At 37.8% G+C, this 25,092-nt stretch carries 28 protein-coding genes; 17 read left to right on the plus strand and 11 right to left on the minus strand.

What is annotated here, in order from left to right; translation table 11 throughout:
• The first annotated feature begins 223 nt into the window (after positions 1-223).
• From QEN48_RS03675 to QEN48_RS03690, 4 genes are all read left to right on the plus strand, one after another.
• A complete protein-coding gene (locus QEN48_RS03675; protein WP_280109051.1) occupies positions 224-607 on the plus strand; it encodes a hypothetical protein in 384 nt (127 codons plus the stop codon).
• A 579-nt stretch (positions 608-1,186) separates the two neighbouring features.
• Positions 1,187-1,561 (plus strand): hypothetical protein, encoded by a 375-nt coding sequence (locus QEN48_RS03680; protein WP_280109052.1) that lies wholly within the window; start codon positions 1,187-1,189, stop codon positions 1,559-1,561.
• A 611-nt stretch (positions 1,562-2,172) separates the two neighbouring features.
• Entirely contained in the window at positions 2,173-2,940 is a 768-nt protein-coding gene (locus QEN48_RS03685) for a hypothetical protein (protein WP_280109053.1), read from the plus strand.
• Positions 2,941-2,978: 38 nt separating this feature from the next.
• Positions 2,979-3,335, plus strand: coding sequence for a DUF4870 domain-containing protein (locus QEN48_RS03690; protein WP_280109054.1), 357 nt, complete (start codon positions 2,979-2,981; stop codon positions 3,333-3,335).
• A gap of 153 nt (positions 3,336-3,488) precedes the next feature.
• On the opposite strand, the gene QEN48_RS03695 is transcribed toward QEN48_RS03690, so the two are convergent.
• The 3 genes from QEN48_RS03695 to QEN48_RS03705 form a co-directional block, all read right to left on the minus strand.
• Positions 3,489-4,022 carry a DUF2284 domain-containing protein gene (locus tag QEN48_RS03695; protein ID WP_280109055.1) on the minus strand — a complete coding sequence of 178 codons (534 nt, stop codon included), beginning with the start codon at positions 4,020-4,022 and terminating at the stop codon, positions 3,489-3,491.
• Positions 4,023-4,115: 93 nt separating this feature from the next.
• Positions 4,116-4,463: a winged helix-turn-helix domain-containing protein gene (locus QEN48_RS03700; protein WP_280109056.1), complete on the minus strand. Its 348-nt coding sequence runs from the start codon at positions 4,461-4,463 to the stop codon at positions 4,116-4,118.
• A 19-nt stretch (positions 4,464-4,482) separates the two neighbouring features.
• Entirely contained in the window at positions 4,483-4,764 is a 282-nt protein-coding gene (locus QEN48_RS03705) for a hypothetical protein (RefSeq protein ID WP_280109057.1), read from the minus strand.
• A gap of 648 nt (positions 4,765-5,412) precedes the next feature.
• On the opposite strand from QEN48_RS03705, the gene QEN48_RS03710 reads away from it, so the two are divergent.
• A complete protein-coding gene (locus tag QEN48_RS03710; protein ID WP_280109058.1) occupies positions 5,413-5,688 on the plus strand; it encodes a hypothetical protein in 276 nt (91 codons plus the stop codon).
• Positions 5,689-5,742: 54 nt separating this feature from the next.
• Here QEN48_RS03710 and QEN48_RS03715 read toward each other — a convergent pair whose 3' ends face one another.
• Positions 5,743-6,132: a carbonic anhydrase gene (locus QEN48_RS03715; RefSeq protein ID WP_280109059.1), complete on the minus strand. Its 390-nt coding sequence runs from the start codon at positions 6,130-6,132 to the stop codon at positions 5,743-5,745.
• 174 nt (positions 6,133-6,306) lie between these two features.
• Between QEN48_RS03715 and QEN48_RS03720 the strand changes: the two genes are divergently transcribed.
• The 6 genes from QEN48_RS03720 to QEN48_RS03745 all read left to right on the plus strand — a co-directional run bounded on the left by QEN48_RS03720 (position 6,307) and on the right by QEN48_RS03745 (position 11,096).
• On the plus strand, positions 6,307-6,624 hold the full coding sequence (locus QEN48_RS03720; protein ID WP_280109060.1) for a FeoA family protein: 318 nt from the start codon (positions 6,307-6,309) through the stop codon (positions 6,622-6,624).
• Entirely contained in the window at positions 6,614-8,317 is a 1,704-nt protein-coding gene (locus QEN48_RS03725; protein ID WP_280109061.1) for a ferrous iron transporter B, read from the plus strand. The genes QEN48_RS03720 and QEN48_RS03725 overlap by 11 nt, the downstream gene beginning before the upstream one ends.
• Positions 8,318-8,421: 104 nt before the next feature.
• Positions 8,422-8,967 carry a methyltransferase domain-containing protein gene (locus QEN48_RS03730; protein ID WP_280109062.1) on the plus strand — a complete coding sequence of 182 codons (546 nt, stop codon included), beginning with the start codon at positions 8,422-8,424 and terminating at the stop codon, positions 8,965-8,967.
• Between the two features lie 3 nt (positions 8,968-8,970).
• Positions 8,971-9,969 carry a lysylphosphatidylglycerol synthase transmembrane domain-containing protein gene (locus QEN48_RS03735; protein WP_280109063.1) on the plus strand — a complete coding sequence of 333 codons (999 nt, stop codon included), beginning with the start codon at positions 8,971-8,973 and terminating at the stop codon, positions 9,967-9,969.
• Positions 9,970-10,109: 140 nt separating this feature from the next.
• Positions 10,110-10,604 carry a metal-dependent hydrolase gene (locus tag QEN48_RS03740; RefSeq protein WP_280109064.1) on the plus strand — a complete coding sequence of 165 codons (495 nt, stop codon included), beginning with the start codon at positions 10,110-10,112 and terminating at the stop codon, positions 10,602-10,604.
• Between the two features lie 90 nt (positions 10,605-10,694).
• Positions 10,695-11,096, plus strand: a complete 402-nt coding sequence (locus QEN48_RS03745; RefSeq protein ID WP_280109065.1) for a DUF5821 family protein — start codon at positions 10,695-10,697, stop codon at positions 11,094-11,096.
• A gap of 61 nt (positions 11,097-11,157) precedes the next feature.
• Here the strand turns inward: QEN48_RS03745 and QEN48_RS03750 are convergent, their stop codons facing one another.
• The gene (locus QEN48_RS03750) at positions 11,158-11,631 is read right to left on the minus strand and encodes a winged helix DNA-binding protein (RefSeq protein WP_280109066.1); all 474 of its coding nucleotides are present in this window, start codon (positions 11,629-11,631) and stop codon (positions 11,158-11,160) included.
• A gap of 106 nt (positions 11,632-11,737) precedes the next feature.
• Between QEN48_RS03750 and QEN48_RS03755 the strand changes: the two genes are divergently transcribed.
• The 3 genes from QEN48_RS03755 to QEN48_RS03765 all read left to right on the plus strand — a co-directional run bounded on the left by QEN48_RS03755 (position 11,738) and on the right by QEN48_RS03765 (position 14,495).
• On the plus strand, positions 11,738-12,301 hold the full coding sequence (locus QEN48_RS03755; protein ID WP_280109067.1) for a CBS domain-containing protein: 564 nt from the start codon (positions 11,738-11,740) through the stop codon (positions 12,299-12,301).
• Between the two features lies 1 nt (position 12,302).
• Positions 12,303-13,565 (plus strand): 3-hexulose-6-phosphate synthase, encoded by a 1,263-nt coding sequence (gene hxlA / locus QEN48_RS03760; RefSeq protein ID WP_280109068.1) that lies wholly within the window; start codon positions 12,303-12,305, stop codon positions 13,563-13,565.
• A 177-nt stretch (positions 13,566-13,742) separates the two neighbouring features.
• A complete protein-coding gene (locus QEN48_RS03765) occupies positions 13,743-14,495 on the plus strand; it encodes a nucleotidyltransferase family protein (protein WP_280109069.1) in 753 nt (250 codons plus the stop codon).
• Positions 14,496-14,676: 181 nt separating this feature from the next.
• Here QEN48_RS03765 and QEN48_RS03770 read toward each other — a convergent pair whose 3' ends face one another.
• From QEN48_RS03770 to QEN48_RS03785, 4 genes are all read right to left on the minus strand, one after another.
• On the minus strand, positions 14,677-17,175 hold the full coding sequence (locus tag QEN48_RS03770) for a nucleotide sugar dehydrogenase (protein ID WP_280109070.1): 2,499 nt from the start codon (positions 17,173-17,175) through the stop codon (positions 14,677-14,679).
• 137 nt (positions 17,176-17,312) lie between these two features.
• Positions 17,313-18,131, minus strand: coding sequence for an ABC transporter ATP-binding protein (locus tag QEN48_RS03775; protein ID WP_280109071.1), 819 nt, complete (start codon positions 18,129-18,131; stop codon positions 17,313-17,315).
• Entirely contained in the window at positions 18,125-19,135 is a 1,011-nt protein-coding gene (locus tag QEN48_RS03780) for an iron ABC transporter permease (protein WP_280109072.1), read from the minus strand. Before QEN48_RS03780 ends, QEN48_RS03775 begins: the two co-directional genes overlap by 7 nt.
• Before the next feature lie 114 nt (positions 19,136-19,249).
• The gene (locus tag QEN48_RS03785; RefSeq protein ID WP_280109073.1) at positions 19,250-20,308 is read right to left on the minus strand and encodes an ABC transporter substrate-binding protein; all 1,059 of its coding nucleotides are present in this window, start codon (positions 20,306-20,308) and stop codon (positions 19,250-19,252) included.
• A 246-nt stretch (positions 20,309-20,554) separates the two neighbouring features.
• On the opposite strand from QEN48_RS03785, the gene mch reads away from it, so the two are divergent.
• Positions 20,555-21,457 carry a methenyltetrahydromethanopterin cyclohydrolase gene (gene mch, locus QEN48_RS03790; RefSeq protein ID WP_280109074.1) on the plus strand — a complete coding sequence of 301 codons (903 nt, stop codon included), beginning with the start codon at positions 20,555-20,557 and terminating at the stop codon, positions 21,455-21,457.
• 3 nt (positions 21,458-21,460) lie between these two features.
• Entirely contained in the window at positions 21,461-22,468 is a 1,008-nt protein-coding gene (gene purM, locus QEN48_RS03795; protein WP_280109075.1) for a phosphoribosylformylglycinamidine cyclo-ligase, read from the plus strand.
• Positions 22,469-22,511: 43 nt separating this feature from the next.
• Here the strand turns inward: purM and QEN48_RS03800 are convergent, their stop codons facing one another.
• The gene (locus tag QEN48_RS03800) at positions 22,512-23,009 is read right to left on the minus strand and encodes an HIT domain-containing protein (RefSeq protein WP_280109076.1); all 498 of its coding nucleotides are present in this window, start codon (positions 23,007-23,009) and stop codon (positions 22,512-22,514) included.
• 33 nt (positions 23,010-23,042) lie between these two features.
• Between QEN48_RS03800 and QEN48_RS03805 the strand changes: the two genes are divergently transcribed.
• Positions 23,043-23,933 (plus strand): formylmethanofuran--tetrahydromethanopterin N-formyltransferase, encoded by an 891-nt coding sequence (locus QEN48_RS03805; RefSeq protein WP_280109077.1) that lies wholly within the window; start codon positions 23,043-23,045, stop codon positions 23,931-23,933.
• An 83-nt stretch (positions 23,934-24,016) separates the two neighbouring features.
• Here QEN48_RS03805 and cobT read toward each other — a convergent pair whose 3' ends face one another.
• Positions 24,017-25,090 (minus strand): nicotinate-nucleotide--dimethylbenzimidazole phosphoribosyltransferase, encoded by a 1,074-nt coding sequence (cobT, locus tag QEN48_RS03810; RefSeq protein ID WP_280109078.1) that lies wholly within the window; start codon positions 25,088-25,090, stop codon positions 24,017-24,019.
• Positions 25,091-25,092: the final 2 nt, after the last annotated feature.

The following is a 25,092-nucleotide window of genomic DNA, read 5'->3' on the forward strand; positions in this document are numbered from 1 at the left end:
TTTTTGGTGTTTTAGGGTCTAACTTGGGGTTGTTCTGATGTTTGTTGGAATGGTTTTGGTTTTTGGTGTTTTTCGTTGGTTTTTGTTCAATAGTTTGTTCCAAGTTTGTTAGGAATATGGGGTTTCTGTTGCATGTGGGTATCCTTCAACACAAAAAAACACCCAAAAACCACAAATCCAACAACAACAAGATATTTATTCCAACAAACATGTAACTTTAAATATGCCCAGAAAAGCAAAAGAAGCCCGAAAAAGCACCACAACAATACTAATCAAAAAAAGAAAAAAACACCGCATAACACTCTCCAGAGACCCCATGCTAGAACTCTGCAAACGCATATTCAGAAGCAGAAAAAACACCAAACGAGCAAAAAAATTCCTCAACGACGTAATAGACCGAAAAAAAGAAGGAAACCCAATAAAAACAAACGAATGGAAAAACTACATAGAAAAATGGCAAATATCAAGATCCTCCTTCTACAACATGAGAAACCAACTAATCGCAGCAGGCCTCATAGAACTACGCAAAGGCGAATACCACCCCTCAAAACAGTTCTCCAACGACCTAAAAGACATGGCTGAATGGTGGGAAACCCAAACCCAATAACTCACAAAAAAACCAAAAAACCACCTAGATACCTACCTAGATGCAACTAAAAAAACACACCATCTAATAGATAACACCTAGATGCATCTATAGATACAACACCATCACCTAGATACATCTACCACCATCTACAACAACCAAAAAACAACCAACACAAAAAAACAAAACAACAAAAACAAATACACCAAATAACCAGGAAAAATAAACTTATTAAAAAATTGTTACTATATTAAAACAACCTAAAAAAGATAAAATAACCAAAAAACACAACAAAATATAAAAAAACCCTGGCAAAAAAGACTTCAACCAATATTCACCCTCAAAACCCACTAATGTACTCTATCTTTCATTTAACAATTTCCATTTAATTTGTCTAGAGATCAAATATAATATAGAAAACAAAAAGTGAGAGAGGTTGGTGAATATAAGTTCCCTATATTTAATGTAGGTATAACGGGCCTAGAAGGTCTTAAAAACCATATAAGAGCTCTGATTCTTGTTTTTGTTAGCTCTGATTCTTTTTTTTGTTTTTAGATAGTTATTTAAACATTAGGTGTGTAGTTTTTATTGGTGGTAGTGGTGACAAAAGTTGATTGTATTAAACAAGTACTCGAAGATGAGGTCTGGCCGTTTGTTCTTGGCTATTTAGAGTATACCGATAGTTCCTTGAAACCTGTTTATACCGACCGTAGTATATTGGCAGAAATTTCAGAAGAAGAGTTTATTGATGAAGTTAAAAAACATTTTTTAGATAAAATGGGTTACTACAGGGATAAAGAATTTCTTGGACTTGGTCCCTGGGGTGCAACAGCCTATTCATTTAAAAAAAGTATAGTAATCATTATGGAATTAGGTGGGGGTAAAGGCGTAATTATATTGTTGGATAAGGATTTTTACACAGAACGTATGCCAACCTGTGATCTCCTAGATGAAATAAAAGACAATTGTATGTAACATCTCTTTCAGGCCTAATAGACCTATTTAGTTTAGAGAAACTTCAGCCCTAATAATAAAGAGAGGAAAAAGACATTAGATTACTTCTTGAACCGATATCTTCATGGATGTTGGGGTGGAGAGATGTCTGGAAGTAAAGGTAGGTTTATGCTCCTGAAATAGTTTCAAACATACTTGACTGTTTTTTTAGTCGTTTGTGGACACCTTTTTACGAATTAAGAAAGTTAGTTGTGTGGGTATGTAATCTGAGAAATAGAATGGTTTTGAACTCTAAAAACTTCTCTGGAACCCCGATTTAGATTGACTGATGCTTAACTTCTTTTTTTATTTTTTGTATTTAGGGGGTGTGTAGAGTTATTTATTAGTGTATTTTTTTTGTTGCCGTGGGGTTATGGTTATTTTTGGTTTGAGGTTTTTTATGGTTTAATAAACCCTTTGTTGGTTGTTATTTTGATTTTGTATTTTATTGGGTGGTTTTTTATTTGTTTGGGGGATTTAGGGATGTTATTTTTTCAGTACATTTATAACTCTTAACTTTATACTATTAAGTAGGGAAAAGGTATTTATCTGGTTTCGGGTGTTTTTAGCCCTTTTCCAGGTAGGAGGATGAAATGGATAGAAAATTATTGATGTTGGTACTGATTTTGGTGGCGGCGATTTCTGTGGCTGGCTGTGTAAACGGAGAAGGCCCTGGTGATATTTCGATTCCAGCTGATTATGAAGAAGAGACCTCTCTTGAATGGGGGGACTATGCTGTGACTCAATATCTTGTTGATAGTGATAATGCTGATGAGGTTTTAGATGAGCTTCAGGATAGTGCTGAAGATGCTGGGTGGGAAGTAACTGCTGATTGGGCATGGAGTGTGCCTGGATATAATGTTGCTGTTGCATTGGAGAAAGATGATGAAGTGATGGGTCTTCATGCTACTGGAATAAATGGTGAAGTTAGAGCCACAGTTATAACAGGCCCACTTGATACTAATGACGTTGACAATGGTGAAGAAGATACTAATGATAATGATGTGGATCAACCACCTACTGAGGATGTTGATGGAGAAGACCTTGAAGATGTACCCAGATACCCTGGCTCAGTCCTAATAGAACATAGAACAGGTACTTATAATGATGATTTTGCTGCAGAACTTCTGTATCTAACTGAAGATCAAGGAGATGAGGTCTCTGATTTCTATGAAATAACACTTGAAGATGAAGGGTGGGAGAACATTAACACAGGTAGTGAAACTGTTGATGGTGAAACCGAGTACTGGGTAGCTAGTTACATGCAAGATCAAGAGGTCGGTATCTACATATATCCAAGTTCTGACTGGGAAGACCACACCATAATTGACATAACATACGGAGAGGGACTATCTATTTAACAAAGCTATTACCTATTTAGTAGATGAGGTATTGAATTATGAGTACTAGTATTGGTTTGGATGAAAATGTTGCAGGAGCCTTGGCTTATTTGTTTGGCTTTATTACTGGCATTATTTTGTTAGTGATGGAGAAGGACAGTAAGTTTGTTAGGTTTCATGCGGCTCAGTCTACGGTTGTTTTCGGTGCTATCTTCGTTTTATTTATTTTGCTTAGCATTGTCTCGACGGTGTTGGCTTTCGCTGGTCTTGGTATTATAACCTTTGTATTTTCGTTGATTAGCATGTTGGTATGGCTTTTAGCGGTACTTTTATGGCTGTACTTGATGTTTACAGCTTATAAAGGCAATGAAACTAGGGTGCCTGGTGCAGCAGGGCTTACAGAGAAACTACTCTAACTTTCCCTTTTTTATTTTTTTTATTTTTAGTATTTTTCTATAGATTTGGTTCATGTTGTGTTTTTTTTGGATTGTTTGGGTGGTTGGAGTTGGTGAAGTCTGGTTTTAGGTCTGGTTTTTGATGTTGTTTTTGGGTTTTTTATTCTATTATTGTTATTCTATTAGTAGGAATGGGTATCTGTTCATTTTTTGGTTGTAGTCTGTTAGTGTGTTTATTGGGTAGTTGTGTTTTTTTGCTGTGTTGTATACGTCTATTGCCATTGCTTCGGCGGATGGTCGTGCTTTTTTGGGGTGTCTGCATGTTTTGGGTGTTCCTGTGCATTCTTGGCATAGTTTGCATGGTCCGATGAATAGTGTGTATGTTTTGTGGTATCCGTTTAGGAATAGTTCGTTTTCTATTTCGATTAGTTGTTGGTTTATTTTGTCTGTCCATTCTGGGTGTTGGTTTGGGTCTTTGAGTGTTTTGGTTATGTGGAATATTACTGCGGTTTTGTATTCTTTGAAGAATCTTTTGCTTCTTTGTACTGTTGGGGTGTGTGGTGGGCAGTGTGCTGCTGTTCCGTAGTTTGGGCAGTTTTGGCATTTGATTCGAACCCATTCACGGATTTCTATGTCTTTTGGGTTGATCCATTTGTATTCTTTGAATCCTTTTTGGTGGAATATTTCTTCTATTTCTTTTTTATTCAATTAAACCACTTTAAATTGTAGTATTGAATGGTTTAGTAAATAGTTGTTGGAAAATAGTTGTTGGATAACTGTTTTTTGTGTTGGATTGTTGTTTTATTTGTTTGTGGTGTTTTTGTTTGGTATTAGGTTTATCTCTATTTTTTGGGTTTTGAGTTTCCAGTTTTTTTCTGGTGCGCCTTGGCCTTTTTCTTTGTAGTTGTTGACTTTTATTATGTTGGCGTTTTTTAGTTCTGATAGGTGGTAGTAGAGTGTTGGTTGGGTGATTTTTTGTGTTTTTTGTAGTTGTTTTTTTATTTGGCTGGTGGTTGCTGTGTCTGTTCCGATTATTTTGATTATTTTCCAGCGGGTTTGGCAGTGTAGGGCTTTGGTTATTTTTTTTAGTTTTTTTATGTTTTTTGTGGGTTGGTGGTTGCAGCAGTTTTCTTGTTTTTTGTTGCACAATTCAGATCTATATATTTTTTTATTTTAGTTGTTCTATTTTTTCTTCGACAGCCATTAATTCATATTCGAGTTCTTGTTTGTATTCATGTAGTTGTTGGATTTTTTCTTCTTTAGATACGAATCTTCTCCAGTTATGTTGGGGCATATGTTCTTCACAATTACATTGGTGTTTATGGTTGGTGGTATGGCAGTTGCAGTGGCATGTGCAGTTACTGGAATGGTTGTGTTTTTTTTGTTTGTGGTGTCTGTTTTTTGATTGTTTTTTGTGTTTTGTTTCGGTTTGGCAGTTACATTTTGTCATATTAAAAAAACCTATTATAGTAATTGACTATAATATTATAAAAAACCATTGGAACAAACCTCTGTTTTAATAAGCCAAATAAAAAAACTTCTTTATTATGGTTTGAATATAGGTATGTTTTATAAAAACATCTCTACGACACATAACTGAAAAACAGTATAAATAGTTTTGTTACAGAAGTACTACCCAATAAAGGGTTTTATAAACATAATAACTCTAGATATCTCCTTATATATAGTAAATCGATATCTCTATGCAATGTGAAATTAGATGTTTTTTAAAGAGGATTTATTCAGCGTTTTGAGGATAAAGTGATGGATTTGCTGCGGGAGCAAGAACCTTCGTTTATTTCAGATACAGTGAACAGGTGGATGGAGTGTTTTAAGCAGGTATTATTGATATAATGGTTAAGGACGGAAATAAATTAACAGAAACGTTCGGTTTCGATGAAAAAGGATATAAGTGTAACCATGGGTGTTGATGGTGTTGATGTTGATGGTGGTTTTTTGGTTCTGAGGTTATTTTTTTGGGTTTTGGGGATGGAAAACTTTTTATGTCTTATTTAGATAGTTCTAGTTGATTAATATGTTGTCTTCTATTGTTGCGATTTTGGCTGGTTTGGTGTTGTTAACTGGTGTAATTGGTGTGGTGCCGGCGCTTGGACCGTATTTGAAGAAGTTTGCTACTTGGCTTGGTGCTTTTCAGGGGTTTATCGGTATTGTTGCGATTATAATTGGTATTCTTGATTTCGGTACGTTGGAGAGTTATCTGTTGATTATTGCTGGTTTGGTGTTGGCTGCTGGTGTTTTGGTGGCTATACCAGTGTTCGGTAAGTATCTTGAGAAGATAGGTCTGTGGCTTGGGAGTGTTCAGGTAATTATCGGTATTGTTATTTTGATTGTTGGTATACTGGGATTACTTTGATTGACGGTAGGTGGTTTGCGGTCTGTTGTTGATTGTCGGTCCTTTTTTTCTTTTTTATTTTTTAATTGTGTGTGCTTGCCAGCTTTTGTCTACCCAGAGGCCGATTGTTTTTGTGTTGTATCCCCATTTTTTGATTGTTTTTATTGATTTTTTTATGTCTTTTATTTGGCCTTTTTTGTTTTTGGGGGTTCCTGCGCAGTCGTAGTGGCCTACTATTGCTATTAGGTTTGAGTTGTGTTTTTGTGTTGAGATTTTTAGTTCTTCTTTTATTGTTTGTATTTTTTGTTTGTCTTTGTTTTGGGCTATTGTTAGGCTTGGTCCTGGTATTGTGAGCATGTCGACGTTTTGTGCGTTGTAGTCTTCTTTTAGTTTTTTTAGTACGGGTTCTTGGACTCTTCCGTCCATGCAGTTTATGGCTGTTACGAATTTTGGGATTTTGGACACCTTGGTTTTGTTTTGGTTGGGTTTTATTAAATTTATAGTGTTTTTGTTTGTGGTTTGTGGTGTTTTTAGGTTGGCCGAAACTTTTATAGGTTGGTGGGTTTATTGAATAGTTAGAAAGTTAGGTTGCCCTAAAAAAACGGTGTTTTGTGTTTGTATGTTTGGAGGTGAATATTGATGTCGACTGGAACGAGGTTTTTGAGGTTTGCTGTTGGGTTGTTTGGTTTAGGTAGTGATGGTGGTGAGGTGGGTAGTGATGGTGTTGTTTCTTTGGATTGTTTAGATTCTGGTTGTGTTGGTGTTATTAGGGAGGCTCCGGATCATTCTTTGTTGGCTCCTCTTGGTCTTCGGGTTGGTAAGGAGGTTAAGGTTGTGTCTAGACAGGTTTTTGGTGGGCCGGTTGTTGTTGAGGTTGATGGTAGGGCTTCTGCTGTTGATCGTGGTCTTTGTTGTGAGATAAAGATTGAGCCTCTAGACGATTTGCATGTCAGTTGATCGTGTTTTGTTGGTTGGGCCTCCGAATGTGGGGAAGAGTGTTTTTTTTAATCGTTTTACTGGTCTTGATACTGGTATTGCTAATTATGCGGGTACTACTATTGAGTATAAGGTTGGTTCGGCTGTTTTTGGTGGTTGTGAGGTTCGTTTGATTGATGTTCCGGGTGTTTATTCTCTTGATGCTACTAATGAGGCTGAAGAGGTTGCTATTGAGATGCTTGATAGTGATCCGGATGGTGTTGTCTGTGTTCTTGATGCGGATAATTTGGAGAGTAGTCTTTATTTGTTGATGCAGGTTTTGGAGCGGGGTTTGCCTGTTGTTGTTGCTGTTAATCGTGTTGATTTGTTGAGGGAGCGTGGAGGTTCTATTGATTTTGGTTTGTTGGGTGAGAGGTTGGGTGTTCCTGTTGTTCCTACTGTTGCTATTAGGGGGGAGGGGTTTGATCGTGTTGGTGAGTTGGTTTGTGATTTATTGAGTGGTGGTGGGGTTGGTTTTAGGTCTGATGTCGATGGGGTTGGTTGGGGTGGTGTTGAACGGCTTGTGGATGGGGTTTTAGATCGTGGGGAAGAGGGTCGTTTGGATCGTGAGAGGTTGGGTGATTTGTTGGTTAAGCCTTGGCCTGGTTTGCCTGTTGCTTTTTTGGTGTTGGCTTTGTCTTTTGGTGTTGTTGTTGGTGTTGGTTTGGCTTTGCGTCAGTTTTTGTTGTTGCCTTTTTTTGAGGGTTTGGTTTTTCCTCCGATTGTTGCGGGTGTTGAGGGTTTGTTTGGGCCGGGTGTGTTTCGTGATATCTTGATTGGTGAGTATGGTTTTTTGATTAAGGGGTTGGAGTGGCCTTTTGCGTTGGTTTTGCCGTATGTTTTTTCGTTTTATTTGGCGTTGACTTTGTTGGAGGAGTCTGGTTATCTGCCGAGGTTGGCTGTTTTGTTGGATGGTTTGTTGGGTAAGGTTGGTTTGTCTGGTGGTAATGTGATTCCGTTGTTGTTGAGTTATGGTTGTGCGATTCCTGGTATTGCTGCTACTCGTACGGCTGGTTCGCGTAGGCGTAGGGTTGTTTTGGCTACTATGATCTGTATGGCGGTTCCGTGTATTGCTCAGACTGGGGCTTTTATTGCTTTGTTGGCTGAGGCTTCGGTTTTAGCTGTTTTTGGTTTGTTTGTTTTTCATTTTGGGGCTTTGGTTGTTGTGGCTTTGGTTATGGGTCGGTTGTTGGGTAGTGGTGGTTCGATGGATGTTGTTGAGTTGCCTGCTCTTCTTTCTCCTGATTTAGGGATGTTGTGGAAGAAGTGGGTTATGCGTATGAAGGGTTTTTTGGTTGATGGTGCTGTTCCTTTGGTTGGTGCTGTTGGTGCGGCGGCTGTTTTGTATGAGACGGGTGTTTTAACGGTTTTGGGGCGTGTTATTGAGCCTGTTGTTACTGAGTGGTTGTTGTTGCCGAGTGAGGCTGCTGTTCCATTGATTTTGGGTATTGTTAGGCGGGAGTTGACTGTTTTGCCTTTGCTTGAGATGGAGTTGACTGTTTTACAGTTGTTTGTTGGAGCTTTGGTTGGTTTGTTTTATGTTCCGTGTATTGCTGTGTTGGCGGTTCTTGCTAAGGAGTTTTCCTTTAAGATGACTTTGGGTGTTTTGTTGGCTACTGTTGTTGTTGCTTTTGGTGTTGGTGGTGTTGTTGCTCGTGTTGGATTGTTGTTTTAAATATTGGGGTGTTTGGTTTTGGAGTGGGTAGTTATGGAGATAAACACAGGTTTAAAGGTATTTTGTATTTATTAAATTATAGTTGATTGTTTTGGTGGTTTAAGTTGATAAAAAAAATATCAAGAAAACTAGAGAAAATATTCAGTGAATCATCCCTCTACTTCAAGATCTATGCCGCACCATACCATAGAGTAGTTAAGAGAGAGATAGAGCTAACAAAAAAACACGGTAACCTAAAACCACCATTGTTAAACATTGGTTGTGGCAGCATGCCGTTCACCACATACTACTTAGCCAGAGAAACAGACCTCGAAGTAGTTGCAGTAGACCAAGACAGTGAAATGACAGATCTAGCTAAAAAAACAATCAAAAAACTGGGTCTGGAAAACAAAATAACTGTAATAAATAAAAAGGCAAGTGAAATCGATTTCAAGGAATACCAAGCCGTATACACAGCGCTGCACCTAAAAAATAAAAAAAAGGTCTATAACCAGTTTATGGAGACAGCCCCCCAAGGATCTAGGTTTTTAGTAAGGGAACCTAGAAAGACCTTCAAAAACCACTACGAAGAACTAAATAATAACTCGGTCGACCTTGTTAAACATAGATTGGTTACATTTGATAGAACCTGTCTGTACATTAAAGATTGAAGGATGGCGTTAGGTTTGGACAAAAATTTGAATAAAAAAACGGTTTTATGGATCTTCGGCATCTCAGTTTTGATGGGGTTAACGGTTTGGGCCGGCTGGACTGAATTGATTGAAGCCCTCTATAAGACCGACCCCCTATACATGTTTTTTTTGCTATTACTACAGTTCTCTACAACATTGTTGGTAAATTACCAATGGAAATATATTATTGAGAGAGCTGGAAACTACATTGGTTTTTGGAAGACCTATATATTGTTGCGGGCTGGTTATTTCGTTGAGTTGGTCACTCCTTCTTCAAAGTTGGGTGGTGAAGCTGCTAAGATAATTCTTTTTAGACATAACACGGAGATGGGGTATACCGATTCAACTGCGGTGATGCTTGCCCAAAAATATATCTCATTGATACCGTTTCTAGCTATTGCATCAATCTTCACTTTCCTCGGCTATTTTATGTTTGGATTACCAGAAATAACGTTTTTAGGCCTCGGTTTTCTAGCCCTAATTGTCTTGAGTTTGGTTGGGTTGGCAGTTTGGTCTAGATATTGGGATGAACCGGTTGTTGAAGCCGGGGAGGGCCTGATAAATAAAGCTGTATCAGCACTTGGTTTTTTGAGGGAAGCTTCATATGAATCCAGTAAAATATTATCCAAAAAAGATTTCACCTTACTTTTCTCTATATCGATTTTTATATGGCTTTTGTATCCAGTTAAGGTATGGATAGTTGGTTATATGTTGGGATATGAAATCGGGTTCGTCTTTATAGTGGTTGTAACCTACGTAAGTTATCTGGTTAGCTTGCTTCCAATAACTCCAGGTGGTTTAGGTACTTTTGAAGGCAGTATGGCGGTTTTTTTCAGTATAAATGGATTTTCATTCGCTGAAGGCCTTGCTATAGCTCTGGTTTCACGGGTTGTAACATACTGGTTCCCACTATTAATTTCTTTTTTAGCTTCAATCTATTTATCACGGGGTAAAGAACTACCAGTTTATAGAAAAACCTGATAGAGTTGTATTTGATTTTTTTTAGGTTATAATAATAGTTATTTTATTCCGATATCTTTTTCATTAGCTTGTATCTATTTTTAGAGTTTTTAGATAGCCTTATTTTGTATTAAAACAAATATATGTTTGGAGGGGATGGTTTGTACCAAGAAGGACATATAGGTATCGCTTTATTATTTTATGGACCCGTAGCCTACATCTACCTAGAATTAGGGACACCATGGCTTGTTTTATTTTTCACAACCCTAACCGCCATCACCCTCGCAAACCTACCCGACATAGACCTAAAAACCCGTTTTCTAAGCCACCGCGGCTCCACCCACACAATCCTATTCGCATTAATCATTGGATTATTCACCGCATTCACATTCTTAGGCGTAATCTCCCTCTTCAAACCACTACCCACTGAAATAAGAATTGGAGCCTGGATACTTGGATTCCTAACCGGTTTCACCCCAATACTATCCCATATATTCGGCGACATGTTAACCCCAATGGGAGTAAAACCATTCTGGCCCATATCAGATAAAAAAATAACAACGAAGATGTTCAAAGCAAGAAACCGAATCGCAAACACATCCTTCCTAATAATCGGTGTATTCATATTCACATCGATTATATGGCTACATATCTAACAAAACTCGTGTTATAAAATACACCACAGAAACCTTTAAACCATGAAAAAAAATTTATGAATCTATTACTATAATGAACTAATGATTTAAATGAAGTGTGTAGAGATAGTTGAGACAATGTCGAAATACTTTGAGAAACAAACAGTAATAGATTTCTTACTACTTAACAGAAAATTCGAAGGAGAAAAATACCGAGTCTGTAATGAGAAACTAATAGACGTTATCTCCATCGTTATATTATCAGCTGCAAACAACGAAGAAATGTTTCAAGACATAATCAAATGGGGAGATAAAAACAACATCGCCTCTCCAGCAACCTTTTCACGCAGAAAAAACTTCCTAATAGAACTAGGGCTGATAAAGGAAGAGAAAATAAAAGAAGGAGTAGGTAGGCCCAAATTACTTTTAAAGATAGATCGAGAAGTTTTTGAAGACACATTCGGTAAAACATTCTTTAAAAAAGAAATAGAAGACAACGGAGACCTAAACTAAAAAACTGATTTATCTTGGTTCAGGCCTTAAGACATTTTTCTCTTCATGGAGAGAGGGGATGTCACTTACTTAACTGGTTCTTCAACTCCATTACTTCATCCACCCTGTTCTTAGCCTCAACTAACAAATCATCATTAACTTCCCCTTCAAGTTTACTTAACTCTCTTTTATAAGGACCAAGCCTTTTACCGAGATTACGAGCCTTATCGCTAGATATCTCATCTTTACCCTTAAGTTCCTGTCTATATATCATTTCAACCTTATCCAATATCCCCTGGACCTTTTCATCACCAACATCATCAACCTGGTTGTTATCTGAGATATCCAATATATCCGAGATCATTTCAGCAACCTCCCGGCCCTCATCGGTCAAACAAACCACCTTACGCCTACCCAAGACCTCTGATTTTAACAAACCAAGCTCTTCAAGCTCAGATATAGTCTTAACTATATGGGAATAACTCCCTTCAGTTCTATGCGAAACCTTCGTTGGATAAGTCTCTCCATCATGATAGACAGTTAGCAAGATCTTCACTGGAACCTCTTTGAACAAAGCACGTTTTAATTCCTGCATTAAACATTCATTTAGAGACAAAGTATAAAAAACTTGATTATAAACCCGATAAATCTATTTCTTTAAGATGAACTTACCAAGCTTGGGAGACCTAAAAAGGCTAAGAAAAAAAGTTGGGATGACACAGAGCGAACTTGCCGAACGGGCAGGAGTCTCCCAACCATTAATAGCCAGAATAGAATCACTCGACATAGACCCACGTTTCTCCACATTCAAAAAAATATACGAAACACTACAAGAAGCGGAAAAAGAAAGAATAAACGCTGGAGACGTAATGCACACACCAGTAATAACAGTAAAATGCAACCAAGAACTAAAAGACGCAATAAAAGTAATGCGAGACTCAGATTATAGCCAAATACCCGTAATAGACAGAAACGGAGTCCCAATCGGAAGCATATGCGAAACAACAATAATAAACGAACTAGACTCAACCTCACCAGAAAACATACGCGACAAAAAAGTAGAAGACGTAATGGGAAGCTGCTTCCCAACAGTCACACCAGTAACAGACCTCGAAGTCGTCATAGGAATGCTAGAATACACACCAGCAATACTAGTAACCGAAAAAGGAAAACTCAAAGGAGTAATCACAAAACACGACATCATGAAAGTAGCAGAGGAAAAATAACATGACAAAAATCCAGGTAGCAATAGACGTAACAGAACTACAAACCGCCCTAGAAATAGCAGAACAATCAATAAAAGGCGGAGCCGACTGGATAGAAGCAGGAACACCACTAATAAAAAGCCAGGGCCTCAAATCAATCCAAAAACTCAAACAAAAACACCCAGAAAAAACAGTAGTAGCAGACATGAAAACAATGGACACAGGAAGCCTAGAAGTCGAAATAGCAGCAAAAAAAGGAGCAGACATAATATCAATACTAGGATCAGCAGCAGACAAAACAATAGAAGACGCAATAAAAAAATCCAGAGAATACGGCACCAAAATAATGACAGACCTAATAAACACAAAAAACCCAGTACAAAGAGCAATAGAACTAAAAAAACTTGGAACAGACATAATACTCGTACACACAGGAATAGACCAACAAATGGCCGGATCAAACCCACTAAACACACTCCACCAAGTAACAAACCAAATAAAAAACACACCAATAGCCGTAGCAGGAGGACTCGACAAAAAAACAGCCCCAAAAGCAGCAAAAAAAGCCAACATAATAATCATAGGCGGAGCAATAACCAGATCCAACAACATACAAAAATCAACCAGAGAAATAAAAAACGCAATACAAAACACCACACAAAAAACACCACAAACCACAACCACCAAACCAAAACCAAACAAAATAACAACATGCAACCTCGCCGACGCATTAAACAACAAAGGAATAATAAACAAAATCAAACACATAAGCGGAGAAAAAACACATGGAAGAGCATTAACAGTCAAAACAATGAACGGAGATTGGTCCAAACCAGTTCAAGCAATAGACCAAGCACAAAAAGGAGACATAATCGTAATCGACGCATCAGGCGGAGACAAAGCAGTCTGGGGAGAACTCGCAACAAGATCAGCAATCAACAACCAAATCAAAGGAGTCATAATAAACGGCGGAATACGCGACATAAAAGAAATAAAACAACTAGAATTCCCAGCATGGGCCAAACACACAACACCACAAGCAGGAAAACCCAGAGGACACGGAGAAATAGGAACCAAAATCCAAATCCAAAACACAACAATAGAAACCGGCGACTACATATACGCAGACCAAAACGGAGCAATCGCAATAAAAAAACAAGAAACCAACTACATACTAAACAAAGCCAAACTAATAAAAGAAAACGAAGACAGAGTACGCAGCCAAATAAAAAAAGGAAAAACACTATCAAAAACAATCGAACTAAAAAAATGGGAAAAAAAATAAAACAACCCCAACCCAGCCAACCATCTAAAAAATATATCCTAACAACCAATAAAAAACCAATAAAAAACCACCCAAAAACACTAAACCAAACTAAAACAGACCTAAAAACAGCTAAAAACTAAAATAAACCAAAATAGTTATTTTAATTGGCTTTAAGAAGTTTATGTTGTGATATTAATGGTTGAAAGAGCAGTTATTCCAGCAGCAGGAAAAGGAACCAGATTAAAACCAATAACAGACGCTATACCCAAAGAAATGATTAGAGTAGGTAGAAAACCAACAATCGAACACGTATTAACAGTATTAAAGAAAGGCGGTATCGAAAAAGTATTGATTATAGTTGGCCGTAAAAAAAGCGCTATAATAGACTACCTAGGGTCAGGAGAGAGATTGGGAATAGACGTCTACTACAGAGTACAAGAAAAACCAAAAGGAACAGCCCACGCAATATCCCTCGCAGAAGACTTCATACAAAACGACTTCGTTATAATGTACGGAGACAACTACATAACCCCATACAACACAATGGAAGACATCATAAACTACCACGAACAAAAAAACAGCCAGGGAACACTTGTTCTAGATAAAGTCGAAGACCCCCGGAGGTTTGGAATCGTCGACATAGACCAAAAAGGAAAAGTCCACGGAATGATAGAAAAACCAACAATGGAAGAAGCAAAGCCATACAAAAGAAACGACCACTGGCTAAACATCGCAGGCCTAATGGTAATGAACCCAAAAATATTCGATTACATAAACCAAATCAACCCAGGAAAACAAGGCGAACTCTGGCTCACAGACGCTATAGAAAAAATGAGAAAAAAAGAAAACAAGCTCTATGGCTACATATTCAATGGAACAAGATACGACATAGGAACATTCGAATCACTAAAAAAAGCCGACATACAAGCACAAAAATCAAACAAATAAAAATCAACCTAAAAAAACTGAACTCCCCACCCACTTTTTTTCTCTAAAAAAACCCTATAACTCAAATTTCTGTAGAATATTTTCAATGGCAGGATTTTAAAGTTTTTATAGGACTTGATATTTTTAGATAAAATATAGGTGGAGGGCCCTTGTCTCTAGTTTTGGATTCCAAACTGTAGGGTTACCAGCAGATTCCTTCACATCTGTCGATTCTACGTCCCTCTATGCATGGGATGTTGATATCGAGGTTTTTGTATTCTCTCCAATCTGTTAATATTAGACATGCGTCTGCGTTTTTAATTGCTTTTTTTGGTGTTTTACTGTATTTTATGTTTGGAAACTTTTTTTTCATGTTTTTTGTTGCTTTTGGGTCGTGAGCAGTTATTTTGGCGTTTTTTTGTTTTAATTCTTTGATTATAGGTATCGACCTACTTTCTCTTATGTCGTCGGTTCCTGGTTTGAACGCCAGTCCTAATATCGCTATATTTTTGTTGTTTAAGTCTCCGATTTTTTGTTCTAATAAATCTATTATCTTTCTTGGTTGTTTTTGATTTATTTTTAGAACCGAGTCGAGGATTTTTGGTTCAATGTTTTCCCTTATGGCCTTTGATTTTAATGCTCGAACGTCTTTTGGGAAACAGTTGTGGACAATTAAGCCATAACTGGTTGTGAATGTATGGTTTTCAACTACCTCCATAGAGTAAACATCCATCTTTTCTTTTCTACTGTTTAATTTCGTTATACGGTCAGCCTGGCCATCTTGTCTGTTGTTGGTTTTTCCTTCCTGTTTCTCTTTAAAAATCTTTAGTCTTTCTTTACGCGATATCTTGGGGTCTTTTTTAAAGACCTTTCGGCCGACTGGATTGTTTTGCTTTTTTAACAACGGTGTTTTAAGGTTTTTTTCATTTGTTTCTATTGTGGTTTTGTTTCCAAGACTTCCAAGTAATATTATTGTCTCTTCTCCAAGCTCCAAACAATCCTGGCTGGTGATTAACTTAAGTTCGTCTTCATTCTCGGGTTTTTTGGAGAACATACCTTCTAGAAACGCTTTTTTGTTTGCATTTTTCTCTAGATATAGGGGGGTAGGTATTTTTTTACGGCTTTCAGAAACGCATAGTTCCTCTATCAAGCCAGTTAGCACCCGGTTTTCTAGAGTTAGTTTTTTTACAGAGCCTGGTGTGGTTTTATAAGGCAGTTCGAAGTTCTTAAGAATGTTCTCTATTTTATTGATTTCATTGTTGTCGGTTGATTTGAAAACAGTTTTATCCATTTCTGTAAGTTTTTTTATATCTCCAAACTGGATATAAAGACCTAATAATAGATATAGATCTTTATCAACAGTTATAGGTGATTCGATGACACTTTCGTCTACTAAATCCTTTATCCTACATTGGATATTACTTGGAATTTCACCTAATTTATTTTCCAATTCTTCGATTGAGACCCATTCATCTTCATTGGTTTTTATTTCTTTATCTATGGTTTCAGTTGGTTTAATTAAGAGATCACTGTATTTTCCTTTAACGATTTGTAGTAGATCTATAGATTCCTTTGGTTTTTCTGGGAATTCGTTTGCATAAGGTATTTTCTCATCTATAGTTAGATCTCTAGCTTTTTTTACTTCCCAGCCATCACTAATAGTTATGTAGGGATGGTCTTCGGTTGTTTCTAAAATTCTTCCGTTACTGGTTTTTACCTCTATTAAACTTCCTTCATACTCCCGTTTGGTTAATGTAGATATTTTATTAAAACCGTGTTCTCCTGTATCTAGGTTAAGGCTATATGCCTCTAACTTGTTTTCTGTATCTTTTGCGATTTCAAATATTTTATTTATCGAGCTGTATTTTAATTCACCGTTAACCCTAACCAATACTTTTTGTTCTGGAGTTAGACAACTTCCACCGAAACCAATTCCGCTGTCTAAAAAACTTCGTTCAACTCTTTTATCCAACCCTACTCCATCCATTACTTCATATGAATCTATTTCAAGTTTTTTACAGATATTTCCAATTTCATTTGCGAAACTGATTTTAGTCGCTAATAATGAGTTGCTTACATACTTGATCATTTCAGCTGTCTTTATATCGGTTTTAAATATATCTACACCATTATCGATCAAGGGTTTGTAGAGATTTTTGAGGTTTTCAATAGCTTTGCTATCTCCACCTAAAACGATTCGATCCGGATCCATAAAATCATGTACAGCTGTCCCTTCACGCAGGAACTCAGGGTTGGAGGCCAATAACAAGTCATCTGAATTCAACCCACTTTGTTCTAAAACAACCTCACCAATCTTTTCAGTACTACCTGGTAATACAGTGCTTTTAACAACAACCTGATGGCCTTCTTTATCTCTTAAGTGTTTCCCTAGCTCTCTTGCCCCCTCTAAAGCGATAGATAGGTCTAGAGAACCATCCTCATTGCTGGGGGTGGGTAAACAAATAAAAGTGATGTCGGTTTTCTTTACTGCTTGGTAATCGGTTGTAGCTTGAAACAAGTTACCTAAATGTCGGTCAAGAAGTTCTTGAAGACCATCTTCATGGATATGTAAAAAACCATTGTTCAGGTTTTCAACAACCTCTGGATCGATATCTATATTGATAGTTTCATGACCCAATTCAGATAGACATAAAGCCGTAGTAGTACCAACGTAACCAGAACCAATAATACTGACCTTCATACAACGTATTATCTATTCCTCACAAAAGATAGAGCTAACGGATGAAGTCCCCCTCTAAAGACGGGGGGGTGTTAAGCCTGAGGAAATAATAAAAAATAGTTAGATATTAGGTGTTTTTAGGTAAACTGTTTTTTAGTTTATTTGGTTGTGGGTGGGATTTTTTCTGGGTCTTCTTCATAGAGATGTGGGGTTTTCTGTTCAGAATGGGGTATTATTATTTTATGTCCATCTATTTCTTTTATTTTTATTTTAACTTGATAAACCGGCTCTATATTCTCTTTGTTTAATTTTTCTGGACCACCTTGAGCATATACCTCTCCTTCTTTCATTATGATAACTTGGTCGCAATACCTAGCGGCGAGGTTTAGGTCATGTATTGCGATTAGGACAAGTATATCGTTTTTGGATTCTTTTTTTGCTATGTTAAGCATTTCGATTTGATGTTTGATATCTAGATTGTTTGTTGGTTCATCTAAAACAAGTATTTTAGGTTTTTGGGCTAAGGCTCGTGCTAAAATAACTTTTTGTCTCTGTCCGCCACTTAATTCATCTAGGCCCCGCATTGCTAAATCTTTTAACTCGAATTGATTGATTAAGTTTCTCACTATTTTTAGGTCTTTTTTACTTGGCTTCCAACCTAGATATGGTTTTCGACCCATCAATATTGTATCGAAAACTGTTATCGAGAAGTTTACTTCTTCAGCCTGTGGTACATATCCGATTGTTCTAGCCCTATCGGTGTTATCAAGTTCTGGGAGACTGTATCCCCCGATCTCTATATCTCCTTTGCTTGGAGTTAGAATGCCAGATATGCATTTGAGGAGTGTTGTTTTACCACAACCATTTGGGCCGAGCAAACCGATTACCTGGCCCTTGTTTAGAGTTAGTTCTATGTTTTTAAGCGCTTTAAAACCATTATAGTTGTAGTTTACGTCTTTTACTTGGATTGTTACCAATTTCGTTTCCTCCTTTTAAGTATTAGGTATAGGAACAATGGTACACCTAGGAATGAGGTTAATATGCCTACTGGAAGTATCTCTGGATATATAACTGTTCTGGCGACAGCGTCAGAAGCAACAAGTATTATGGAGCCTACAATGGCTGATGCAGGTAATAAGAATCTGTGGTCGGTTCCGAAGACCATTCTGGTTATGTGTGGTGCTACTAATCCAATGAAACCGATGGTTCCTAGGAATGCAACTGCGGCTGCGGTAATTAAGCTTGCTATGACCATTCCGTATATACGTATTTTTTCAACATCAACTCCGAGGCTAGAAGCGGTTTCATCACCGAGCATCAATGCATTGAAATCCCAGGTCCATTTAACTAATGGAATTAACATTATTAATAAAATAACTGCAACTATACCGGTATTCATCCAATCAGCTTTTCCAAGGCTCCCAAAAAGCCAGTAGACTATGGCAGTTACTTCGGATTCGTCTCCAACATACTGTAGTAGGGATAATCCTGCTGAAAAGAGGTACATCATTGCGATACCTGCTAGGATTAGGGTGGCGCTATCGGATCCCTTCATCTTTGTAATTCCAATTATTAGGAAAGCTGGGAAAAGAGCGAAAATAAATGCACTGACTACCAATAACCATTCTTGAGTGATGAAAACCTGTAGACCTAGGAAACCGCCTGTAACGATTACGAGTGCTGCTCCAAAACCTGCTCCTGATGCAACACCAAGTGTGTAAGGAGAAGCCAGAGGGTTTTTAAGTATGTTCTGCATAACGACTCCGGCAACTGCAAGTGCAGCGCCTGCAACGATTGCCATGAATAATCGGGGCATCCTTAGGTGCCACACAATTGTTGATTCTAAGTGGCTTGAACTGAAGGTTGATGGAAAAAACTTATTTAAAACTGCATTAAGAGCTTCAACTATTCCAACAGTTGCAGTTCCAGCTGAAAGTGAGGCAATTGAGGTTAGAAAGAGGAGTAGGAGGCTAGATGCCAATAATAGATATTTTTTGTTTATCTGTTTGGCGTATCCATCCTCAGAATCCCAGTAACTTCTTTGTTCAATCCCCATTTCTCTACCTATACGTTTAGTTAAATTTTTTCATTTTATTTATTGGATATAATGCCATATCCCTTCATGCTCTATGCCATGGAATTTCATTAAATATTCTTTATGCACTTCTTCTGGATCTATGTCTTCAAATATGTTTGGATAAATGAAATCTGCAATTATCAAGGCTCCGATAGGGTTTTGCATCGTTGATAACACGTTTTGAGATACAAGTATTAGTTCATCGTCTTGAATTGCGGTGGTGTTTGATAGGCCTTTTCTGTCAACAATCTCCTCGTACATTTGTTCTGCCTTTTCGGTAGAATTTACTTCATAACCAAGTGTATTGGAATCTTGAACGATCTTTACCATTACATCAGGGTTTTTTTCAAGAACCCATTCATCACTTACTTTTGGATAAGTGGTGTCAAACTCTTCAGCTATGTTTTTGGCTCCAACCAACTCGATTATTTGATGGTAGTTTGTTTCGTTAGTTGCAGCTGTACTCCACTCTTGATAACCCTCAATGTAGACTTCTTTAACGTCACTTGCATTGAGGTTACTGGATAGGTCTTTTATTTCATCTAGGTGTTTGTTGTAGAAATTAAGTAGCTCTGTTGCCTCATTCTCTTTATCAAGTATTTCTCCTAACAACTCAATCTCTTCTTCCATTTTATCCATCTTATAGAAATCAAGTCTAACGACATCTATCCCGAACGGCTTGAGGTCGTCCTCTAGGTCTTCAGACCAATCGGTGTATGTAATAACTATATCGGGTTTTGGTTCAAGACTGGCTATCTCTTCAACGTTTGGACTGAAAATAGTTCCAATACTATTTTTTTCTCCAATATCTCCCCAGAAACTATCTCCAACCATATACTCACTTATGCCAACTATTTTGTTTTCAGCGTCTAGGGCTCTCACAGCCTCCGCTGAATCACTGGTTAAAGTAACAACATTTTCAACAGGATAGTTTATTTCAACCTCATTTCCTGTAGAATCAACGATAGTTATTTTTTCTTTATCACTTTCAAAGTAATCAACACATCCACCAACTAATAAAACCATAGAAATTAAAACGACAATAGAGATAACCTTAATATAAAATTTTTTTTCCAAATTATGTCCTCCTTTAGCAATTTAAGCTATCTGGTTATGTGGAATTCAACACGAAAAACAATAAATATTACTATTAAGCCTAAGTTTAATAAAAAACGTATAAAAAAACAAGAAAAGTAACAAAAATTCTAGATAACCAAAAAAACACGAAAACCAAAAACGCTCTTTGAAACAAAAAACAATTAGATAAATAAAGACAACGAATAGCAAAGAGAATTTTAAACCAAAAATTTTCGGTGTCCATGAATGAATATTAATGATACAACTGTCAATATAGTAGAAGAGATGATCGGGTGGGGCGAAGAGATAGGTATAGATATAATTCAGGTTGGCGATGCCACTTTAATCGATTGTTCAAATGGGGGGTATGACGCTGGAGCGTATTTCGCTATGGCCTGTCAAGGAGGGCTGGCTACAACTGGATTCACAGAAATGAATGTAGGAGGCAGTAAACTTCCTGCAACACAAAACTACACAGACAACCCCGCTCTAGCTTGTATAGGCTGTCAAAAAGCAGAGTTAGAGATTGATGGTGCTATTGGTTCAGGTCCAGCTAAACTACTCACCTCTAAATGTGAAGTCGGTTGGAGTGAAGAATCAGATTTCGCTGTAGTTACTTTGGAGACAAACAAAAAACCAACAAGGGAGACAATAAAAGAGTTTGCAAATAGTTGTGGAGTGCAAGAATCATGTCTATATATATTGACAGCACCTACAAACAGCCTTGTAGGAAGTATACAGATATCTGCAAGAACGATAGAAACAGCACTCTATAAACTTGAAAGACTGGGATACCCAACTAGAGAAGTATTATCAGGTTTTGCAACCACCCCAATACCACCAGTAGCAGACAGTCCTGTAAAAGCGATGGGTCGAACAAACGACGCAGTCATATATGGAGGGCAAGTACACCTAACCGTAAAGAAAGACAGCGACAAATTCAATGAACTACCCTCAAAGAAATCAGAGAAATACGGTAAATCAATGCTTCAAGTATATAAAGAAGCAGGTAACGACTTCTACAAAATAGATCAAGACTTCTTCGCACCAGCCGAAATAACCATCAACACAATTGAAAATGGAAAACTCAAGACCTATGGAGAAATAAACCATAGCCAACTGAAAAAATCATTCGATATGGAGGAATAAAATTTGGGATTAAACTACAAGGAAGCTGGAGTAGACATAAGCCAGGAAGAAAAAACTATAGAAGCATTAGCAGGAGCATTAGCAGGAACAAAAAACACCAGGAAAGGAGAGTACCAACCACTCAATATAGAAGGCCATTATGCCGGCTTGATTGAAGCAGGCAACAAAATAATGGCCATGGCAACAGATGGAGTTGGGAGCAAACTCATTATAGCCAAAGAAATGAACGACTACACAGGACTTGGAATCGACTGTATAGCTATGAACGTAAACGACATCATCTGCACAGGAGCCGAACCCGTCGCATTCGTAGACTACCTAGCATTCGAAAAACCAGACCCAAAAGCAGCTGAAGAAATTGGTGAAAGCATAAAAAAAGGCGCAGATAAAGCAAACATCTCTGTATTAGGAGGGGAAACAGCTACACTACCAGAAATAATAAAGGGCTTCGATATCGCAGGGACCTCCGTAGGTTTCACTGAACCAGAAAACCTGGTTACAGGCGAAAAAATCCAGGCTGGAGACAAAATAATAGGAATAAAAAGCTCTGGAATACACAGCAATGGACTAACACTCGCCCGAAAATCAATCGAAAAATCAGATATCACATACCAAACAGAAATAGATGGCGAGAAAATAGGTAAAACCCTACTAACACCAACCAGAATATACGTAAAAGAAATACTAGAAATCAACCAAAAATGCAATGTAACAGGACTAGCGCACATAACAGGTGGAGGCCTAAGAAACCTAAACCGACTTGGCGAACATAGATACAACATAAAAAACCCAATAAAACCACAGCCAATATACAGCCACATACAACGGCTTGGCGAAATAACAGACCTAGAAATGTACAGAGTCTTCAACATGGGAACAGGGTTCTGCATAACCACACCAAACCCAACAAAACCACTTAAAATACTAGAAAAACACGATAGAGAAGCTAAAATAATCGGAGAAGTGGAAAAAGGAAAAGGAGTAAACATTAAAGGAATTGGAGAGCTCTAAACCCATATAATAGACATTAGAGCTTAAAAAAGTTTTTTAGGAGCTAGATCTCTAGTTCTTTTTTTATTTCATCATAACTGGATTTTAGGTCTTGAGAAATCACCCTCGTCTCACCGATAACAGGCATGAAGTTCGAATCCCCCTCCCACCTAGGAACTATATGTTGATGGATATGTGTTTCGATCCCAGCTCCAGCAACACGCCCAAGATTCGTACCCACATTAAAACCATCAGGTTCAAAAACCTTTTCAGCCGCCTTTATATAACCCGACAATATCCGTTGACTCTCCAAAACCTCTTCCTCCGTCCTAGAAGTATAATCGGAGGTATGGCGGTAAGGAGCAACCAATGCATGTCCAGGGTTGTATGGATATTTATTCAACACCAAAAAACACTTCTCCCCCCTATAAAGAATTAGATTCTCCCTATCACGATGTTCATCTCGAGTAGGTAAACTACAGAAAACACAATCAACATCACCTTCTTTTGCCTTCCTAACGTACTTAATTCTCCACGGAGCATATATTCGTTCCATCATCATGAATTAATAACTTGGACCTGTATTATTTTTTTGATGAAAAAAATCAACGATGTTTTAGTTGAGGACACATACTGCGAAGCCTTTGATGGCCTATACACCAGATTGATGGTGACCGCTATAGATGAAAAAAGACTCCATCAAGCAAGCCAAGATTCAACAGCACTACCCTGCACAGTATTCAATGAATCTGAAGGCGGAATCGAAAAATACCTAAACAATAAAGAAACAGTTGATGGAAGAGAAGGCTCCATAATACAGATATGGGTCAACAAAACCGCTGGAAAACCCAAACTAGAACATGAAATGGCTAAAAGAGTGCGACAAGGAATCCTAGTCGTACCAGGAACAAGAGTCTATAACCACAGCAACTCAGAACAAAAAATAGATACAATGGAGAAAATAGGCCATTGTGGAGATGGATATGAATGGATCGAGGAAAGAAATGGTAGAGAAATGATAAACATACCAATAATGATGGGAGACTTCCAGATAGAGAAAAAAATCGGGTATGACACCGGAGTCATGGGTGGAAACATATGGTATTACTGTGACTCAACAGAAACAGCAATAAAAGCCGGTGACGCCGCAATAAAAGCAATAAAAGAAATAGAGGGAGCTGTAACCCCATTCAAAATATGTTCAGCCGGCTCAAAAGTTGAAACAAACTACCCAGAGATAGGGCCAACAACAAACCACCCATACTGTCCAACACTAAAAGATAAAATAAAACAATCTAAAGTTCCCAACAAAACCAAATCAATACCAGAGATAGTCATCAACGGAATAAACCAAAAAACCGTTAAAAAAGCAATGAAAAAAACAATAGAAACAGTAACCCAATACGATGGAGTTCAACGTATATCAGCCGGAAACTTCGGAGGAGAACTAGGAAAACACAAAATATATCTACACGACATCATCTAAAAAACCCAAAAAAACAGTAGAGAAACAAGGCAGTCAAAAAATAAAGATAGAAAGAGGTGTGAGAAACCCATCAATCGATGGCTTCAATCTCTATCCGAAACCTTAGCCTCTTCAAAAGTCATCATGTCAGTTAAAACTCTGCATGCAGACTGAATAACCGGCATAGTTAAAGCAGCACCGGTTCCCTCACCAAGCCGCATATCGAAATCAACAAGCTCAACCAACCCAATATGATTAAGAGTTACCGCATGGCCAGATTCAACAGAGTTATGACTAGCTATCAAATAATTCTCTATCTCAGGCTCGATTTCATAGGCCAGTAATGCAGCTGCACCAGAAATAAATCCATCAACAACTACAGGGACATTATTACTTGCAGCAGCTAAAGCAACTCCAGCCATACCACCGATCTCAAAACCACCTACCTTGGATAAAACATCTAAAGGGTCATCTGGATTTGGATCATTAATCTCCAATGCCCGAATAATGGTCTCAACCTTTTTTTCATATCCCTCATCATCAACACCGGTACCCCTATCCGTAACCCTCTCAACATCTGAACCGGTAAAACAAGATATCAAAGCACTGCTAGGAGTCGTATTACCTATACCCATATCACCGATAGCAACCAAATCAATCCCGTCTTTATTATACTCCTCTTCAAAAATCTTTATACCTGACTCAACAGCCTTAACAGCTTTTTCACGAGACATAGCACGGCCTTCAGCCATGTTATCCGTTCCAGCACCAAGACTCATGTCAACTAGCTCTGGATGATCGATATCAGCCTTAATCCCCATGTCAACAACAATAGAGCGAGCACCTGCTTCACTAGCTAACACATTGATCGCAGCACCACCATTCAAGAAATTCATCACCATCTGGCCAGTAACTTCCTGAGGATACGCACTAACACCCTCTTCAACAACACCATGATCCCCGGCCAAAGTAAAAACAGCCTTACTCTCAATAGATGGCATACTACCCATAATACCAGCAACTTGAATTGAGAGTTCCTCCAATCTACCCAAACTACCACGTGGTTTAGTCAAAGAATCCTGTCTCTCACGAGCCTGCTGCATAGCCTTCTCATCAAGAGGGTTAATACTCGAAACGACACCTTCTATATAATCACTTTCAATACTTACATTCTTCATAA

It is taken from the genome of Methanonatronarchaeum sp. AMET-Sl, assembly GCF_029854155.1.
GTDB lineage: Archaea > Halobacteriota > Methanonatronarchaeia > Methanonatronarchaeales > Methanonatronarchaeaceae > Methanonatronarchaeum.